Annotated in this window: 13 protein-coding genes and 1 tRNA gene; 6 read left to right on the top strand and 8 right to left on the bottom strand. The window is 50.0% G+C overall.

Going from position 1 to position 18,049, the window contains the following annotated elements; translation table 11 throughout:
- Positions 1–239: 239 nt before the first annotated feature.
- Both NT002_07640 and NT002_07645 read right to left on the bottom strand, forming a co-directional pair.
- Positions 240–313, bottom strand: a tRNA-Arg gene (locus NT002_07640).
- Between the two features lie 86 nt (positions 314–399).
- Positions 400–2,397 carry an APC family permease gene (locus tag NT002_07645; protein MCX6829141.1) on the bottom strand — a complete coding sequence of 666 codons (1,998 nt, stop codon included), beginning with the start codon at positions 2,395–2,397 and terminating at the stop codon, positions 400–402.
- 294 nt (positions 2,398–2,691) lie between these two features.
- Here NT002_07645 and NT002_07650 point away from each other — a divergent pair, with 294 nt between their 5' ends.
- From NT002_07650 to NT002_07675, 6 genes are all read left to right on the top strand, one after another.
- The gene (locus NT002_07650; protein MCX6829142.1) at positions 2,692–4,638 is read left to right on the top strand and encodes a glycosyltransferase family 39 protein; all 1,947 of its coding nucleotides are present in this window, start codon (positions 2,692–2,694) and stop codon (positions 4,636–4,638) included.
- Between the two features lie 120 nt (positions 4,639–4,758).
- Positions 4,759–6,285 (top strand): serine/threonine protein kinase, encoded by a 1,527-nt coding sequence (locus NT002_07655; protein ID MCX6829143.1) that lies wholly within the window; start codon positions 4,759–4,761, stop codon positions 6,283–6,285.
- 73 nt (positions 6,286–6,358) lie between these two features.
- Positions 6,359–7,411, top strand: coding sequence for a hypothetical protein (locus NT002_07660; GenBank protein ID MCX6829144.1), 1,053 nt, complete (start codon positions 6,359–6,361; stop codon positions 7,409–7,411).
- 34 nt (positions 7,412–7,445) lie between these two features.
- Complete coding sequence (locus NT002_07665; protein ID MCX6829145.1) at positions 7,446–8,744, top strand: tetratricopeptide repeat protein; 1,299 nt, start codon at positions 7,446–7,448, stop codon at positions 8,742–8,744.
- Positions 8,734–9,855, top strand: a complete 1,122-nt coding sequence (locus NT002_07670; protein MCX6829146.1) for a hypothetical protein — start codon at positions 8,734–8,736, stop codon at positions 9,853–9,855. The genes NT002_07665 and NT002_07670 overlap by 11 nt, the downstream gene beginning before the upstream one ends.
- Before the next feature lie 14 nt (positions 9,856–9,869).
- Positions 9,870–10,733 carry a hypothetical protein gene (locus NT002_07675; GenBank protein ID MCX6829147.1) on the top strand — a complete coding sequence of 288 codons (864 nt, stop codon included), beginning with the start codon at positions 9,870–9,872 and terminating at the stop codon, positions 10,731–10,733.
- Between the two features lie 94 nt (positions 10,734–10,827).
- Here the strand turns inward: NT002_07675 and NT002_07680 are convergent, their stop codons facing one another.
- The 6 genes from NT002_07680 to NT002_07705 all read right to left on the bottom strand — a co-directional run.
- Positions 10,828–11,346 (bottom strand): hypothetical protein, encoded by a 519-nt coding sequence (locus NT002_07680; GenBank protein ID MCX6829148.1) that lies wholly within the window; start codon positions 11,344–11,346, stop codon positions 10,828–10,830.
- A gap of 43 nt (positions 11,347–11,389) precedes the next feature.
- Positions 11,390–13,591: a hypothetical protein gene (locus NT002_07685; protein ID MCX6829149.1), complete on the bottom strand. Its 2,202-nt coding sequence runs from the start codon at positions 13,589–13,591 to the stop codon at positions 11,390–11,392.
- A gap of 34 nt (positions 13,592–13,625) precedes the next feature.
- Positions 13,626–14,549: a hypothetical protein gene (locus NT002_07690; GenBank protein ID MCX6829150.1), complete on the bottom strand. Its 924-nt coding sequence runs from the start codon at positions 14,547–14,549 to the stop codon at positions 13,626–13,628.
- Between the two features lie 24 nt (positions 14,550–14,573).
- Positions 14,574–16,022: a hypothetical protein gene (locus tag NT002_07695; GenBank protein ID MCX6829151.1), complete on the bottom strand. Its 1,449-nt coding sequence runs from the start codon at positions 16,020–16,022 to the stop codon at positions 14,574–14,576.
- Between the two features lie 60 nt (positions 16,023–16,082).
- The gene (locus NT002_07700) at positions 16,083–16,997 is read right to left on the bottom strand and encodes a type VI secretion system baseplate subunit TssG (GenBank protein ID MCX6829152.1); all 915 of its coding nucleotides are present in this window, start codon (positions 16,995–16,997) and stop codon (positions 16,083–16,085) included.
- A partial coding sequence (locus NT002_07705; GenBank protein MCX6829153.1) for a hypothetical protein occupies positions 16,994–18,049 on the bottom strand: 1,056 nt, incomplete at its 5' end. The genes NT002_07700 and NT002_07705, both read right to left, overlap by 4 nt.

Consider the following 18,049-nt stretch of genomic DNA (forward strand, 5'->3'; position numbering starts at 1 on the left):
CGGTATATTCCTCGGATGACATGCCGCGGGTCAATCCTTTAAATGACAGTCTTACCCGCACACCCTTCAAACCCTTTTGATCATCGTTGACCACGCGAACTTCAAATGATGCCATCGTAACCTCCTTTTTTAAAAACATCCAGTTCCGTCAGAAAACCCGCCGAGGTGGGCTGGCGGCGCAGAATATCATCGAAAATTTATCATAGTTTTCCTATTCAACCGCCCGATTGCCTAAATAATACCCCCGGCAGGACTCGAACCTGCTACCCTCTGCTTAGAAGGCAGATGCTCTATCCAGATGAGCTACGGGGGCATTAATAATTCAACAAAGGGAAATTAATAAATCACAAAGCGAAGTCAAGGGCAAATAAGGGGCAAAGGATTTGGGAAAAGAGCGGGTTAACGGACACGGACCGGCAGGATGACCATCGTTTTCCCTTCCCACCAAAGACTGCGCTGAAGCGAAAAAGCGGTTTGATTATGTAATAGCCCGTGATACCATGACTCCTGCTTGAAAACCAGTTTCCCGGCAAAGAAGGCAATGCTGGGGAAATCTTTCGAAGCCTGCAGGCAGAGATTCAAAGCCTCATCGGCGACATCGGTGCCGATCGACATACGATAAGTTGCCGGATAACCGAGATTATTGGCCAGCCGGACATATTTTTTCAGCGATTCCTCAATCCGCAGTTTTAATGTCTCGATCTGATCGGCCCCCTTCATCTCGCCCGAATCAACCACGCCCACGGAAATGAAGATTAGATTTTTATATTGCCGTGGAAAGGCACGGAAAATCGCGAGCAGGGTATGCACCCCCAGCCCGCTGTATCCGCCGACCAGAATTGCGGCGGTGTTGTCTTTGGAATTGGGTTCGGCGACCGGTGATTTTGGCTCGCCGGAGGGTAGATCGGCGAATATGGCGTTCAATTTCTCGAGGCGCACCCAGACGCCCTTGTAATGCGCATGAATGGCAAAACAGAGCAGTGCGACCGCCCCGGTGATTAATATCGTCATCCAGCCACCCTCGGTAAATTTTTCGGTCATGGTAATAATAAGAATTGTGGCGCAAAGCAAAAATGCCACCGTAAAAAGCGCCAATCGGCGTTTCCGGAAAGTTATCCCCTTGCGGCGATACCAGAGCCGCCACATCCCCAGCATAGAGAGGGAAAATGTCAGAAAGACATTGATGCTGTACATCACCACCAGGCTGTGGATATTTCCCCCGGTATAGAGAAGCACCGCCAGGGCGGCCAAACCCATGAGAACGATGCCGTTCATGGTGGTCAGGCGTTCGGATAGAGCCGAAAGGCGATGCGGCACCCAGGAATCGACAGCCATATTGGCCAGCACCCGGGGACCATCCAGAAATCCGGCCTGTGCCCCGACAATCAGTATGGCTCCGGCGGCCACCATGGTCGTGACAACAAAGATCTGGCCGAGGGGCGAACCTCCGGCGACGCGGTTGGCCAGCACAGCGTTCAATGTCTTGCCCGGCTCCGGGGTGATATTCCAGAGAAGATAGCAGACCAGAAGCCCGGCGGCCGTGAGCGAGAGCGAAACGGCCATATAAAGCATGGTTTTCCGGGCGGTATGAACGCGCGGCTCGCGCATAATCGGCATGCCGTTGGAGACCGCCTCGAGACCGGTGTAGGTGCCCCCCCCCAATGAATAAGCATAGATGAATATGGAGAGGATTCCACCCAATCCCAGAGTAGAGTAATCGGTCCTGAAACCGTCAGAAGCACTCTGGACAATGGCCGGGACATTATCGGCGTGAGATATGATGCCGATGCCTATAAGGAGGGCATGAGTTATCAGGAAGAGAAAGAAGATCGGCGCCAGGGTCAGCACCGATTCTTTCACGCCGCGGATATTGAGGATGGTCAAAGCAATGATCAGAAAAATGAGGACCGGCATTCTGGCCGCGTGCCATTCCAGAGGAAGGGTGCTGAATAGCGCATCGCCGGCGGCCGTGATAGAAACTGCAATAGTCAGGACATAATCGACAAGGAGGGCGCATCCGGATACGACGCCAAGGCGTTTCCCAAGCAGTTTGGAAGCGACCAGGTATCCGCCACCCCCGCTGGGGAATTCCTCGATAATGCGGCTGTAGCCAAGGGCGATGATGATAACGGTCAGAGCGGTCCCGAGCGCGAGACCAAAAGCCAGATATGTATGTTGTCCCAGAGCGCGGAAAGCCTCCTCCGGCCCATAAGATGAAGAAGAAAGCCCATCAGCGCCAAGCCCAACCCAAGCGAGTATCGGTATCAACGATAGACGATGGAAAATGGAGGTTTCCGCGAGATCGCGCGGCTTGCCGAAAAGGAGCCTTTTTAGCCCGGTCCAAAAACTGCTTCTTTCATCATCAGATGGGGGAAAATCAGAATTGGGTGATTCCATAGTTTTATATCCGGCTCATGGATAAATAGCGAGATCTAGAAAATCGATTCCATAAATTTCAGACAAAGATATATGGAAGTAAAAACAATGGCAATCGAAATCTGGAAGGTTGCCGGAGGTGATTTTTCACTCGGCCGATGGTTATGAATCTGCGAAAATCGCCGGTCGTCGGGCAGAATCTATTGCCGTCCGGCGCCAAAAATATTAAATTTCGGTGTGAGCCAAAAGACAACCAGTTGTACAGGCATCCTTGAATGGGCATATGCTCGAAGATTGGCACGCTCGGCGAAAATTTTGACTCTATCAAGAAAGCCCAAATGGGTGGTTCCTCCTGCGCTGGTGCTATTCATAATTGATGTAGCTCTCTTTCAGTTCCTGCTTTCCAGCAGGTATACGGTAAATCTGTCACATGTTTTGAGTCTTCTGATGGCGGCTTTCCTGTCACATTCGCTCTATTGGCTGCGTTACTCTCCAAAGACAGAAATTGCGTGGCAGCCGGCGGTGTGGTGGCGACTTCTGGTCTACGTTGCAGTCGTGCTGATGGCGCTGTTTCTGCGCGGGGGGATACTAACATTGGCCATCGACCATTGGGGAATGGCACCCCGCCTGGCCATAATATTTGCGGCTGCGGCCTCTTCCCTGACCATTCATATTGGAGTGAGTCTATTTTTCAGTCCCGCATTGTCAGAAAGAGCTTTCGCGAGACGTTACTGGCGGCTGGCTTCTTTGAGCCTGATCGTCTATCTGCTCATTTTGCGCATGGTTTATATTGGGCTGCCCGAACTCATGCCGATGGAAGCCTATTACTGGAATTATTCTCAGCATCCGGCGCTCGGGTATCTTGACCATCCGCCGATGGTCGCCTGGATTATCAAAGCAGGGACATTAATCTTCGGCAACAATGAATTCTCGGTTCGTCTGGGAGCTTTGCTGTGCTGGTTTGTGACGGCAGGATTCAGTTTCTGCCTGTCCCGCGAGATGTTTGACCGAAAGACAGGCTTAAACACAATTCTGCTTGTCTCGGCTCTCCCTTTCTTTATCAGCATCGGCACTCTAATGACACCGGATGCCCCTTTAAGCGCCTGCTGGGCGGGAGCACTGTACTATCTTTATGGCGCCTTGATTAAAGAAAGGGAAAAAGCCTGGTGGGGCGTCGGACTTTTTATCGGCCTGGGAATGCTTTCCAAATACACGATGGCACTTCTGATACCGGCGGTTTTTCTGTACATTTTGATTGACTCACAGGCCAGGAAATGGCTTTACAGGCCCCAGCCGTATCTGGCTGCCCTGCTGGCCCTGATCATTTTTTCTCCGGTGATCGTCTGGAATGCGGAGAATAATTGGATATCTTTTGCCTTTCAGACAACGCGTCGTGTTGCCGGGAAAAGCTATTTTTCCCCGCATCTTATTCTAGGTTCGATCCTGGTTCTTCTGACTCCTACCGTCTTTCTGGCGGCCATCCCGGCCCTCTTTACTCGCAAGAATGAGGTTGCCAAGGGCAAATCAAAATCGTCGATGCCCCACCGACGGCAGCTTTTTGTCCTTATTTTCACACTGGCGCCCCTGGCCGTTTTCACCATTTTCAGTCTAACGCATCAGCCGAAACTGAATTGGACCGGTCCGGCCTGGCTGGCGCTACTGCCAGTGATAGCATATATGATGACAGGGCCGACGAGGAGCCACGGGCTATCTTTGATTTCAATTGTCCGGAGGATCTGGCTGCCGACAATCATCATGCTGGCCATAATCTATGGCGCGGCATGTCACTACTTGGCACCCGGCCTTCCAGGTATCCCATACCCCCATGAAATCACCAGTATCGCCGGATGGAAGGATCTGCAGAAAGAAGCAAATGAAATAAGGCGGAGTGTTTCACACAGCAGTTCAAAGCCGACGCTGGTCACCGGGCTGGATAAATACAATATTTCCAGTGAATTGGCGTTTTATGGTTATCCCGAAGGACCCGGGATTACTGTGGGGAGTCATCTTTTCGGACATGAGAGCCTGATGTATCGGTTATGGTTCCCCGATTCGTCGGTGCACGGGAGGACAATAATTATGTTTGCCGATGCTCCCAGCGGACTGAAGGCATCTCAGGTTACTGGCAGATTTAATGCCATGGATGAGGTCAGGGAATTTCCAATCAGGCTGAACGGAGTTTTTATCGGGAAGTATTATTATCGTATCGGTTATGGGTACAAGTCCGAAATATTGTCCAACCCGCCTTTGAAATCTCGTTGATCTGTTTCAAAATCAGACAGCCACTCCGCCGGAAAGCCCCAGAATTTTGACCGGGTCCTTTTCATAATTTAGTTCTATTTAATATTGCCCCAAGCATTTTAATCCATATATATTCCAAATGTGGAAGAGCAATTTATTGGAAGTTACCGAATTCTAAGGAAAATCGGCGCCGGAGGGATGGCCAAGGTTTATCTGGGGGTGCATCAGGATGTGCCCAATCTCAAGGTAGTTTTAAAAATCCTGAGTGATCCCCGGCTGGTGGAACGGTTCCGTCAGGAGGCCGATAAGCTGGCGCTTCTTGACGGTCACCCCAATATCTGCCGCATCAAACATTTCTTCAATCATGGTGATGATATTGTCATCGCCATGGAATATATCGAGGGTATTACTCTCGAAGAGAAAATTCATAATGAAGGTAAAATCCCGGTTGAGGAGGCGCTGAAAATAGCCTCGGAAGTCCTCGACATTCTTGAGTTCGCGCATCAGAAAGGAGTCTATCATCGCGATATCAAGCCGAGCAATATCATGATTGACATTACCGGACGGGTGAAGATTATTGATTTCGGCATCGCTAAGGCGAAGACCGACCCCAACCTGACCACGGCAGGAACTGCCTGCGGGACACCAGCTTATATGGCGCCGGAACAATTTGTGCCCACCGCCGACACCAATTATGCTATGGTGGATACTTATGCCGTCGGAACAACTCTATACTATATGCTGACCGGCGAGTTGCCATTCAAAGGAGATAATGAATTCGCTATCCGCGATGCCAAGCTGTTTACCGATCCCCCCAGGGCGCGCGAGTTGAATGCCGAAATCCCGCGGCGGGTTGATGATCTTGTTGTCCGCTCTATGAAAATGGAACCGGGAGATCGTTTTCAGACCGCTCTCGATATGCAGCAGAGGATTGATAATATCCGCAACGACTCCGATGTTACCGGGGCAGTCAAGGATGCCGCCGAAAATCATGCCCCAAAAAAGAAATCGGGCAGAATGCTCATAATCGTAATCGCTACAATAATTCTAGCTATTGCCGCGACCGCCATTTATAAATTTTTCCCTTCCCGGATCACAGAACCTGCTCCTACCATGCAAGAGGACACTCTGACGACTCCGGCAGAGAAACCTGATGATTCGCATAGCCCCATAACGGCTCAATTGACAGGCACGGTCGACATTTCGATTGCTCCCTATGGTGATATCTATCTTGACGGCACTTTCCAGAGTGGGAAAACCGATTTTGCCTCGTTGGTCGCCGACACTGGAAAACATATTATCAGAATTGAAAACAGAGAGGCCGTAAATCGGGTGATTACGGACACCGTGATCATAGAATCGGGCGAGACGGCGCGGAAACGGTACGATTTCAGAATGCCCGTTCCGAAACCAGAGACTCTCCCGACCCGGCAGGCAGCGGCTTATGGCACTTTGATTGTGGGCTCAAATCCCCGCGGGGCAGATATTTTTATTGACGGTGAACTCCAGGAGGATCGTCAGACAAACTATTCCTTTAATAAGACAAAACCGGGTGAGCACTTGGTAAAAGTGCAGTTGACCCAGGAGGGAAAACTGTTGACACGGGAGGAGCGCATCACGGTAGCGGCCGACAGTGTTTCCAAAGCCAATTTTGATTTCGAAAAATAGTCCTTTTATTCTAACGCCAATTGATATAGATTTTGTAATATAGCGAATATGAAAAATAATCAAAGGAGTCAGGATGAGTCCTGGAAGCAGAGCATTGAGATTGCTTCTCATATTGATTCTGGTCGCCGTCGGTACGACATTTTTATCACTGCCGACGCTTGCCCAGCCAGAGCCGACCACGGCCGAGAAGCTTGGTGAAGCCCTCAAATTCTATAGCGAACTGGATTTCGATAAGGGCCTTGCGGTCGCCAATGAACAGCTGGCGCGAAAAAATCTTTCCACAGAGGATAGCATTGCCATTTTTGAAGTGCTGAGTATTATCACTTACGCAAAAGGTGAAGAGTATCTTCAGAAATCGATCGACTACCTGGAAAAGATATCTCATATCGGCCCTTGTGTGATATCTCTTCCCCACGAAATTTGGCCCCGGCAGTTGCGCGATAAATGGTACGGTATTCTGAAAGGTAAGAACGCTCTGCTGTGTTCTGACCAATCCAAGCCGGGTGTCAAGACCATCGCTATCATGGAATTCGACAATTTCTCGGTTGGGAAATATCAGCAGGAACTCGGCTACTTGAGCAAGGGTCTGGCTGATTTCTTTGAACATGACTTTGCCAAAATCAGCGACCTGAAAGTGATCGAACGGGACAAAATCGATTTTGTTCTCAAGGAATTGGAACTGCAGAAATCGGATAAGGTCGATCAATCGACGGCAGTGCAGGTCGGGAAGATTCTCGGCGCACAGTATATGGTATTCGGCAGCATCACCCAGTTGGATGAGAAGAACACGCGCATGATTGTCCGGGCGGTGAAAGTGGAGACTTCGGAAATTGTGGCTTCGGTCGACAAGGAAGGTCGCCCGGAGTATTCCAAGCTGGAAAAAGAGTTGGTGGAGGAGTTGGCCAAGAAGCTTGATTTCCAAGTCAATGATCAGACCAAAAATCTGATTCTGGAGGGAGGTTCAGTCTCCACCGACGCGGTTACACTCTATTCGCAGGGGCTGGCTTTCATGGATAAGTATGATTACAAAACGGCTTATCAGTATTTCAAAAGAGCCTATGAACTTGATAATAAGTTTGTTGAGGCCCGCAGAAAGATGGAGATATACCGCCCACTGGCCGGGTAAGGAGATTAATCGACCGTATTGCTGAGAGGTGGATGTGATCAAGAAACTAATATTACCTGTCCTGCTTCTCCTGGCCGGATGCTCCCAAAATATGTACACTCAGGGAAGGAAGCTGGTTGAACAGGGTGAGTACGATCGGGCCATAGATGTTTTCTACAAAAATATCGCGGCTGATCCCAAGAGCGGAGAGACGTGGCGCGAATTGGGAATTGCTTTCTATAAAAAAGGGGATTTGATTAAAGCCGAGGATGCCCTCAAACAGGCAGGTAATATCCAACCCGACCCGATGGCCAGCCTGTACTCCGGCATGATATATGAAAAGCAGAACGAGTTCGATAAAGCCATTGATGCCTATACTTATTCGTTGAGCCTGGAGCCGGGGGGAAAGGTCAAGAATCTGATTCGGGCGCATCTGGATCGGCTGGTGACGGAGAAAGTGAAGAGGGAGGTATCGCAGGCGCTGAAGAATGAATCGAAAATTGATGCCAGTACTATTCCTTCCAATACCATTGCGGTGGTGAATTTCGATGGTTCCCATCTGCCGCCCGAGATGGCCCCGATTGGTGAGGGACTGGCAGAGTTCACGGCCGCCGATCTGACCAAAGTCAAATCGCTGCAAGTAGTCGACCGTGTGAAAATCGATGCCATAATGAACGAGCTTAAGCTGAGTTCATCACAATATGCCGACCCGGCCACCGCCCCGAGGATGGGCAGGCTTTTGGGGAGTCGTAATATTATCACCGGAACATTGCTCGGCGTAGGCGACAAGGGAATTCGCCTTGATGGCGCCGTCGTCAATACAACTGACGGTTCCGCCAGAGTAACACCGGCGGTCGAAGGGGATATGGCGGAATTCTTCAAGGTACAGAAGCAATTTGTTTTCAAGGTCATTGACGATATGGGTATCACCCTTTCGCCTGAGGAACGCGATGCCATTCAAAAAGTTCCAACCGAATCATACCTGGCTTTCATGGCTTATTGCCGGGGTTTGAACTACCGCAGTCGAGGGCTGGATGGTCAGGCACGGCAGGAATTCCAGGAAGCGGCCAGTCTCGATAAAGGTTTTACGGCGGCCAAGGAACAATTCCAGACTCTCTCGCTGGCGCCTTCTTTGACAGGCGGTGTCGGTCAGGCAGTTGAACAGTTTGAGTCGGTGGTTACATCGGAAGCGGTACAGGAGCAGTTAACCACCGAATTGGGCCAGCGCCTGACAGATATTGTCCTCAATTCCGGATTTATTCCCAGCTTTGGGGCGAGACGGTCCGATTTAATGCCGCCGATAATCGGGACCACGGGAGCCGTTTTAATCGTGGGGGATCTCGATGGAAAATAGATACAAGCTTACCGCGTTGCTGGCTTTCGCGGCAATAATAGCAGTCGCCTGCCCGGCCTGTGGCCAGATTGTCTACGGTCAGCCGACGACAGGAAATCTTCAGTTCATATACAATAACTGGACACTGAAAAAAAGCTTGGTTGAGGTTGGCATCAGTCAGACGACTGTGCCGCTGAGCGGTTTTGTGCCACTGGGGGAGAATCTCGAAGCGGAATTCTATGTCGCCACTTCGTCAAACAGCCTTGACCTGAGCCTGGTCGAATTGAATCTTTCCGGTCTGAGCGACTTCCGGCTGCAAATAAACCGTTCTTTCGCGAACGATGCTCTTCTGCTTAGCGGGGGAGTGAATCTCCCCACGGGGAAGAAGAACCTGGACCTTTCCGCCGAATGGCTGGTGCTCCAGTATCTCTCACAGAATTACCTCAACTTTCCTACGATCCGTCTGGGTGAAGGATTTGGATTCAACCTTCTTTTCGGCGGCGCCGCTATGCTCGGCTCGGTCAGATGCGGCGCAGGTGTGATGTACCAGTACAATGGAACCTACAAACCGTATGCGGATGCCGGTGATTACAATCCGGGCGATTTACTCAGCATGAATGCCGGAGGTGATTTGCAGAAGGGACTTTCCAGCTTATCAGGTGATATTATCTACAATGTCTATACCGCCGACCGACTGGACAGCAAGAAAATATTCCGTCAGAGCCCGGATGCCGATTTGCGGCTGGGCTGGATATATGATAACAGGGCCTATGCTATCAATGCCGGATTCCGGTATCAGATACGGGGCCGCAACACCCGCTATGACGAGGGTGATGAAATTCTGGAACAACTTAAATTGTACGGCAATGAATTCTCGGCGGGCGGGTCAGTTATATGGAATATCAAAAAAGATTGGTCGGTTGCCCCATCGCTGGAGATACGGCTTATTGCCGGTAATGAGCAAGTCTTCGGCAGTTCCAAAATATTCGGTTTCGGCGGAACGCTGGGAAGAAAACTCGGGAAAAACGCCGACTTTGTTTTCGGTTATAAATATTTTACCGGAAGCACTGACGGCGGCAATATTGATCTCTCCGGTTTTCAGCTGACCGGCGGCCTTAATATCGGAATTTAGAAAGGGGAAAGAGCATGAATAAGAGACAAATCAGATACCTTCTCCCCGGCTTGGTCATCGGGTTTATCATCAATATAATAGTCGGTTGTGCCGAGAAGATTATCGACAATGGGCGTAGCGGACAGGAAGTACAGGTAGTGCTAAAATGGGCTTCGAATGACGAGGCCTCAACATCCCGACCTACTCTCCTTACTGTCACAGCACCGGATATCTCCACACCGATCATCGACACACTGATTGACGACGGGAATTTCATATCGGGAACATTGCTTGTTCCGGCGGGGCGCGACCGGAAATTTCTGCTCGAGGTAATCGTACCTTATCCGGGCAATGTGGCGGCGCAAGTAGTAATCTACCGCGGGGAGACAATCACCGACATCATCCCCGGCACTGTTAATAAAGTAGATATAGTTCTTTCTCCCTTCGCACCGATGCTCAGACTGACTCCGCGCTTTGCCAGAACCCTACTTGGTCAGACAATCGCTCTTGACATCAAGGTATATCATCTGGACAGCCTGAGATCAATCAACATCAGCCTCAATATCGATCCACCGAACACCTATTTTGATTCCATTGCCAGAGGTTCAGGGTATTTCGACGATTCCGAATTTACTTATTGGAGGGAGGGGTCGGCGGCTGGGTTGAGTATCAGCAGGCGCAACAGTCCTGACCTGCCCATTGTCGATCACAACGGTTACGCCACTCTGGCAACCGCCTATATCCGGAGTTTAGCCATTGACACCGGGAAGATCATCGATACAAACTGGATTTATATTAACGGATATAATATTATCAAGACCAGCGGCGATACCATTAACCAGTTTTACACCGAGGGGACTACGGTTGAGATATACCCCAATATTATCGGCCGGAGATGACAGGAGGGCGACGATTTCGACTGGAAAGCAGACGAAAGAGGGTTGCCTGGCCGAAGGCAACCCTCTTTTAATATTCCCAAGTTCTGCTAAAAGACTATTTGCTTTCCAATATAATTGGCTCGGCGATGGTCGCGGTATAGGTTGAATCAGTATTAATCATGGCTTCAGTGCCTTTGATGAAAAGACCAGCGATGAACAGGTAAGACAGAAACTTCTTCCCCTTACCCTTGCTTTCGATAGTGCCGACTAGCTTTATCTTGTTTCCGTCCGGAGAAATATAGTCACCCTTTAGCTCCAAATCGGTGATCTCAATTTTTATTTTTCCCGGCTTGCCGGGTTTGGAGGCCTTTTCCACCTCCACGACAGTGGCGGTTCCCGGAGCATCATTTTCGACAATAATTACGCCGTCAATGTCGAGAGGTTCTACCAGATGAATCAAAAGCGGCACTCCTTTGGTCACAGTCCCGGAGGATACTTTTGCAGCAGAGTCAAACTTAATCTTCACCTCCTGGCCGTCGGAAAGCTGAATCTTGCCGGCGGTGACTACCGCAACAGACAGAAAAGTGAAAATCAAACCAGCCAGGCAGAGTATCCTACACAATTTTTTCGCCATATCATTTCTCATAAAAACTCCTATTCCCCTAATATCAGGATCGTCACTTAAGCACCGGGAGCTGTTCCACAAGGGGAGGCATAAAGCTGATACCGGCTCTCTTCCCTATATTATTGAAGGAGACTTCTCCTTCCATTTCAAACAAGGAAAATTTTCCCTTCAAAATGGTTTTATCGCTCGGTTCCTTGCCCCATTTGCATTTATGCTTATTGAGATCGATAGTGATATGTATATCATCACCGACTTTCCAGTATATTGTAACCGAATCACCCATCATCGTCTGATTGTGTTCTTCCCAGAGAGGGTCTTTTCCCTTGTCGGTCACCTCGATATGCACATGCGATTTTTCGGGAAGAACTTCTATTTTACAGACAAATTTCTGCCGCTTGCTCCAGCGATTGACGCTCTGCAAATAGCGGTTAATTATGTCAATATTGCTCTTGTCCGCCGCCGGATCGAGCTTGCTCACGCTTTCCTGCAGGATTTTAACCGCCGAATCGAGGCGGAAGGCGCCGTTCTCGTTGCCGTTAATCTGCGGTATCAGACCGCTTAAGTCGCTGGCTGCTTTCTGAGCTGTAGCAACCTGCACTTTCTTCATTTTTCGGTCCGAAAGAACCTTCCCCAGCTCAACTTCTTCATTGCTCATCTCTTTGCCATACATGTTCCGGTCATGCTGCACCTGTTGCGCGATGGAGATCCAAACCGCCGTATCGGATGGTTTCATAATTGACCTGGTAAAGAGGTCCCAGTAAGCCAGCGCTCGGCCGCTGCGTGTGAAAAGTATCGATTTCTCATCCCCCTGATGGAAATTGCTGAGATCTTCTTTAAGTTTCCGGTGAATGTCGCTCTCATCCAGGGTCGAGTCGGAGGGATTGAGCTTGGGCCATAGAGTAGTATCGCCGACGATGCCGGTGAAATTCTTGATGATTTTATTTAGGTCTTCGGTCGCCGAGGCCATATTCAACGATTTGTAGCCCTCGCTGATTCTGCGAGACGGAGTCTGGAACACGGGAAAAATCCAGTCGACCGTCCAGGCATCGGCATACTTATTGTAGGCGCTGATAATCCTGCGGCGCTCATCATCCGATGTATTATAGGCGTTCCCCTTATAGGTTTCCAGGATGCTGCTTTCCACTCTGGTCGCTCTGGGGAGAAGGTAATTGAAATGGTACAGATGCGGAAGCGAATAGAATATCAGCCACAGGATACTGATGAACGTGACAAATCGGGCCACGGTCCGCATCCGGGATATTCTCCGATTCCTGATGACCGATTTCAGGAGCCAATAGAACGGTTCCTTGACACCGACCGGATGAATCTTGGGCGGGGGGACATAGATGGATCGTCCGATATCGCTGCCGATTTTCTCCGGGGTCTGCCCGGTGTTGGATACAAAGAATATCTGGAAGTCAAGCGTTCGCCCGGTCACAACTTTCAAGAACTCTTTAAGCCGCACCAGGACATTCCTGACCGTTCCGGCCCAGGTCGAATTGGCGGCAACCTTGTTGCTCTCGAGTATCCTTTCAAAAAAGGTCTCGAAATCCTCGGAAAAAAGATTCTCATCTTCCGGGCCGACCAGGACCGTCTGACCCTCGCCGGTGAATCCGGGAAGTATATCGGCTTTGCTCACCACCAGGGCAATCGGTATGGGAAGTCTTTTATTAAGCGGAGCCAGGTACTCCAGCATGCTGACATAAGAAGCGGCCTGCTCCTGACTGGGCAGCTCGGCCCCGAGAAATTTGGCATCATAGAAAAAGAGGATGCCATTGCACCCCGACATGAAATCGATCACTTTGTCTTTCAAGTCAATCCGGTCGATGATCGAAACCGCCTTGCCATTGTAATCATAAGTCACAACCGAGACTTTTTTCTTTTTATCGAGAATTGCGTTGAACAAAAGAAGCTTGTCGCCGCCGGTCGGTTCGGGGAATTTCTTTTCGCCTTTCAAATCGACGACCGTGCCCACGCCGGAAGCTGTCCCAACGCCCCAGAGAGAGCGATAATTGAAAAGAAACTCTCCGGCCGTGGCGTTATCGGTCACTGATATCTGCAAGTCCCTGGAAATTTTGCATTCCTCGTTCAGCACGGTAAAATAGACGGTCTTCCCGGCGTTGGCGTGACCGAAAACTCCCACCCTCAGTCCGGAGGGCCAGCTGAATCCGCCGGCTTCTCCCTTTTTCCCCTTCTGCTTTGAGGCGGCCTTGGAGCCCTTCTGAAATAGTTTGAATATCTTTCCAAAACGCATTTTTGTTTACTTCCCATTCTTGTCAGTGGTGCACCTACCGCGTGGACATATTCTGCACTTTGTTGGCCCGCTCCTGAAATAAACCGAGCTGGTTCTGGGAGTACTGTCTCCACTTAATCGGTACGTATATGGCAAGCAGAATAAATACGGCAATTATCACCAGATAGTACAGATAAGCGGCATTCCTCTGTGTCACAACCAGCCGGAAGTACCGGAAGCTGGAGAAGGCGCCTTTTATTTTTCCAAAAAAACGGCCGAGCCCGGCCTTGAAACGAATCCAGAAACCGGTCTTGCTGACATATTTCCATTCGGTCAGCAGGTATTCAAATCCTTTGCTCCTTTGACCCAACTTGTTGAAGATGCCGACCCTCTGAAGATGGAACTCCAGACTGGATCGGTCACTGAGAAGTTCAGCGCCCAATTCCATACGACGGCGGGCCAATTCCAGAAATTTCATATGGTCGGGCATACCGGAAAATTCCTCGGGACTGAGTCCCGTGTGGATCTTCCGGCCGAATTTATTAATATAGCGGGCAACCTCGTTCAGGAAAAAAAGACCGAGGCGGTGGTTATTGCTGAATGAACCTTCTTTAAGAATTAGCGGAACCAGATTATTTTCAAAGAAAGTAGCATCCTGTTTGATCGCCCGCAATTCCCGGCAGTACAGCCAAGAGCGGTTGGATTGCCCATCGGCATCTGCCTCCGATTCAAAATACGTGATCATGATCTGGATGGCAATTTGCCGCAAGTCGGAACTGGATATGGGCTGTCGCTTGATCCGGTCGAGAAAAAATTGATCGACCTCAATGGCCTTATCCCGTTGTTGCCGCAGAGCCTGGAAAACGGCATAAATACCGTTATAGGTCTGAAGAAAAGCCTCGGTATCGAAAGAAGCATCATTCTTCTCGAAAGAGTCCAGATATTTGAATAGGTCCTGAATGTAAGTTTTTATTTCCATCACCGATACTCAAAAGCAAAGGTTTCAAAGAGTGTAAATTATCAAATCCATTTTCCCCAGTTTGGAAAATTTGGCCGCCTCTTTGGCGCCGCGGAATATCAGCGTCGCCTGGCGAACCGACGAAGAGCGGAGCATATCTCTGGGGTGCAGGGCGACCTTATTGCCAAAAGTATTAATGTCAATATCAATGGGGTCGGTTTCTCCGAGACCGCGGGCATCATTGATACCAAGCCGCACCTGCATGTTGGACCATTCGGCCGCGCTGTAAAGGTCCTTTGACATTAGAACGACCGTGTCGGCCATAGCCCGGGGCTGAGCTATATCAATCAAAAGATAGCTGAGTTCACCAACCTGTTCCAGTCTGGTGGAACTGAACGGCATCACGCGATAGGTGCGACCCTGATAGGTGAGGCTGTCGGTGGCCATGGCCTGCGGCCCCAGCTGCTCGCGTTTGGTTTCGGCCAGAAATCCGAGTATTCCGCGCAACGTGCCGAGGTTTTCATCAATTGCCTGAATCTGTCCGCCGAGATCCTGATGATTGTAATCACCCAGTACGAACGCCTCCACCGATGAGACAAAGCGGCCGACCTCGGAATTAAGCTCCTTGGTGAAGAATTTTTCGTTGAGATAATCTTTGAGTCCCGGCTGCAGATTGATCAGAGTGGAGAAAACCCGAAACAGTTTCTTGAAAAGAATAATCATATCGATCGGGTGGCAGGCATTGCGTCCGACAACATAATCATCAAGCGTGGCCGCCAGATGATAGACCAGTTGATAGACCGTATCCCTGAAAGCAATTTGCAGATTCGTGCTTTCTCCGGCCAGCGCACCGGATGTGGAAACGGCCAGATAAGCCCGTGAGGAAAGAGAAAGGAGATTTTCCAGACGGTTTCGATAGTCAACCGCTTTCTGGGCCAAACGCTCATCGTCAAAGACAGTCAGACAGGGGGGATAGTAGTTCGGGGACGGTGCAATTTCGCTGCCGCGCAGAGTCAGTTCGGCGACCTGGAGAATGCGCCCCTCAGGCAAGCCGGGCCGTTGTCCAAGATGAACCGAATAGCTGTTAATGAGAAACGGAACGCGCGGCAAGTCCTCATTGGGATCGGGCTCGCCCATTTGCTTTTTGACCGACGTATCAACACCGATATAAACTGGGACGGTAGTGCCGGCTATTACCACTTCGGCACGTACCAGATCGCGGCTGGATTCGGTGATATCGATATAAGTGCCGTCAGGAGTCAGCGCCTGACATCGAACCACCTCAACCTTGAGCCGATTGCCTGTGACCATGGAATTAAGGACCAGGGCGGGTTTCCCGGTGAACGACTTTTTGACCAGGCCGTACCGATCACCGACATTAAGGGCGTGCCATCGGACCAGCTCCTCAAAATACCTTTCCTGGTCTTTGAGGTGCTGCTGTGTTATCAGCATCCCATCCTGCCAGTTGACCGAATATAAGTTCAAGTCACTCATTATCTTGCCTCAAGTCTTAAACTTTCAATTTATCAATTATCAATATTGTTGTCAAGTCCATTAAATATGTGCGGCATATCCCAGATAACCGGTGTTCTTCTGCCGCCCCATTTCCATTTTGCGTTCGGTCGTTTCAAAGCGAATGCGGCAGGCCAGATTATTGGGCATACAGATGCTCAGAACCCACTCCAATTTCTTTCTTAACGACTTGCCGGGGAGAAACTGGTTGATATCTTCCGGTTTGATACCTCTGACAATTAATTTATAAGTCGAGTCCGACTCCGTGAAGCTTTTCCCGAGAAGGATCTCTTTTCCCAAACGTCCCGTTTTCGAACCCAGCCGATATTGAATTCCCTCCGGAATCGAGAAAGTCGATTCCGTGTTCTCGACAATTTGGAATTCGTAACCAAAGAGCAGGTGGAGCACTCTGGGAACGAGCTCATGATTGCCCGCCCAGAAATGGAAATAAGGGAAGAGAGTTGCCCAGATGAGGGCCTCGGACACCCCTTTGATTTCCGGCTGAATTTTCTTGTCGAATAAATTCAGAAAGGCCGAGACATATTCGTAATCCACCAGCCCCATGCTGTATTTAAGACTTTGATACCGGGCATGGGCATCATGGCGGATAACAGAAGCATCAAACGGCGCCAGAGTCAAGCGGGACTGTTCCTCCCATTGTGCCGATCTTGTCCTACTTCCCCTCAGCCCAAAAAAGAACTGATAGGGCATATAATCGACCGGACTGGGAAATCCCACTTTGAGAGTAATTTGTGTATTTTCCTTCAGGGGAGTACCGGGTAAAGGCTCCTGCGAGCGCACCTCACCCTTGTAGTTTTCATATTCACCTTCGGCCAGCAAATAAATATGGTTAGTATCAACGCCCAATCGAGTCAGGAGATTCAGGGCGGTCGTATAATGGAAGGGATACCTGCGATTACAGAAATCAGGCATCACAGCCGGATCATTTCCCATCATTCTTTGCTGATCTCCACCTTGAAATGCGTATTGACGGGAGCAAGTGATTTCAGAAAACTCTGCAGCCTCTTTTGAAGCAGAACGGTTTCATCATCAGAATAAAAATCAACACCCCTGACCGTGATGCGAACAACTATGCAGCGACGAACACCACGTTCGGCACGTTCGACACCATTTCTGCATTCGGCCTGACGAATTCTCGGGTCGAAAGTGGTAGCCCAATTGGAAATTTCCGCAAAATTCAGAGCCCGATCACGGTTGCGCAAGCGGGCGGAAACCTCGATCACAATCTGCTCCTCGGTTTTGGCCGGTATGGCTCCGGCCACAGGAATGATATTCTCGGCACTCTTGATCCCGGGGTGCTTCTCATACAGTTCATTGATTTTGCCGGCTTCAATTCCGTTAGCATCTGTACCGGCGGTGATGGAATAGTTTATGGTTATGGAGTCGGGCGGAAGTTCAATATCGCCGGAAAAATCAAACCAGAGCACCATTTTGCCATCGCGCTCTTCCATGGCGTATGACCGCTGGGTGCGATTGGATTGGACCATGTGACGCGGCAGGTACTCCCGGCCGCTGGAATCAAATACGCTCGTGATATCAAGAATATTGTTCAGCCCCTCAGGAATTTCAACCTCGACCAGCCGATTACCGCCGGTATGTTTAAAAAGAGTCAATTCATTCTTGTTAATGGCGATGAAACAATTGAAATATATTTCGAAAGAGGATTGAAGCTTCAATTTGTCGCCTCCGTGAGGGAGGTCAAGACGAATCCAATGTGTTTTCACATTTCCGGGCGGTGGTTGAATTCCGCTCGCGGCACAGGCACGCGCCAATTCCTCATTAATTGGGCCTGACTCCCAGGAAGAGGCGAACTTCTCAGAAAGAATGACAAAATTATCCTCCAGCGCCTTGAAGAGATCGCGCCCGGTGCGCATGCCGCCCCACTCAATGGCACGTCCGCCGACGATAAACATCTCGCTGATTCCATCGCCCAGCCCCGGGCAGAATCCACTCTGCTGAGAAAAGCCCCCCGTTTGTGAGCCGGGATG

Source organism: Candidatus Zixiibacteriota bacterium (assembly GCA_026397505.1).
In the GTDB taxonomy this organism is placed as follows: domain Bacteria; phylum Zixibacteria; class MSB-5A5; order GN15; family PGXB01; genus JAPLUR01.

Excerpts from the sequence above, each read along its gene's own strand:
- NT002_07645 (MCX6829141.1), bottom strand. The coding sequence starts at position 2,397 with ATGGAATCACCCAATTCTGATTTTCCCCCATCTGATGATGAAAGAAGC.
- NT002_07660 (MCX6829144.1), top strand. The coding sequence starts at position 6,359 with ATGAGTCCTGGAAGCAGAGCATTGAGATTGCTTCTCATATTGATTCTG.
- NT002_07670 (MCX6829146.1), top strand. The coding sequence starts at position 8,734 with ATGGAAAATAGATACAAGCTTACCGCGTTGCTGGCTTTCGCGGCAATA.
- NT002_07675 (MCX6829147.1), top strand. The coding sequence starts at position 9,870 with ATGAATAAGAGACAAATCAGATACCTTCTCCCCGGCTTGGTCATCGGG.
- NT002_07680 (MCX6829148.1), bottom strand. The coding sequence starts at position 11,346 with ATGGCGAAAAAATTGTGTAGGATACTCTGCCTGGCTGGTTTGATTTTC.
- NT002_07685 (MCX6829149.1), bottom strand. The coding sequence starts at position 13,591 with ATGCGTTTTGGAAAGATATTCAAACTATTTCAGAAGGGCTCCAAGGCC.
- NT002_07690 (MCX6829150.1), bottom strand. The coding sequence starts at position 14,549 with ATGGAAATAAAAACTTACATTCAGGACCTATTCAAATATCTGGACTCT.
- NT002_07695 (MCX6829151.1), bottom strand. The coding sequence starts at position 16,022 with ATGAGTGACTTGAACTTATATTCGGTCAACTGGCAGGATGGGATGCTG.
- NT002_07700 (MCX6829152.1), bottom strand. The coding sequence starts at position 16,997 with ATGATGGGAAATGATCCGGCTGTGATGCCTGATTTCTGTAATCGCAGG.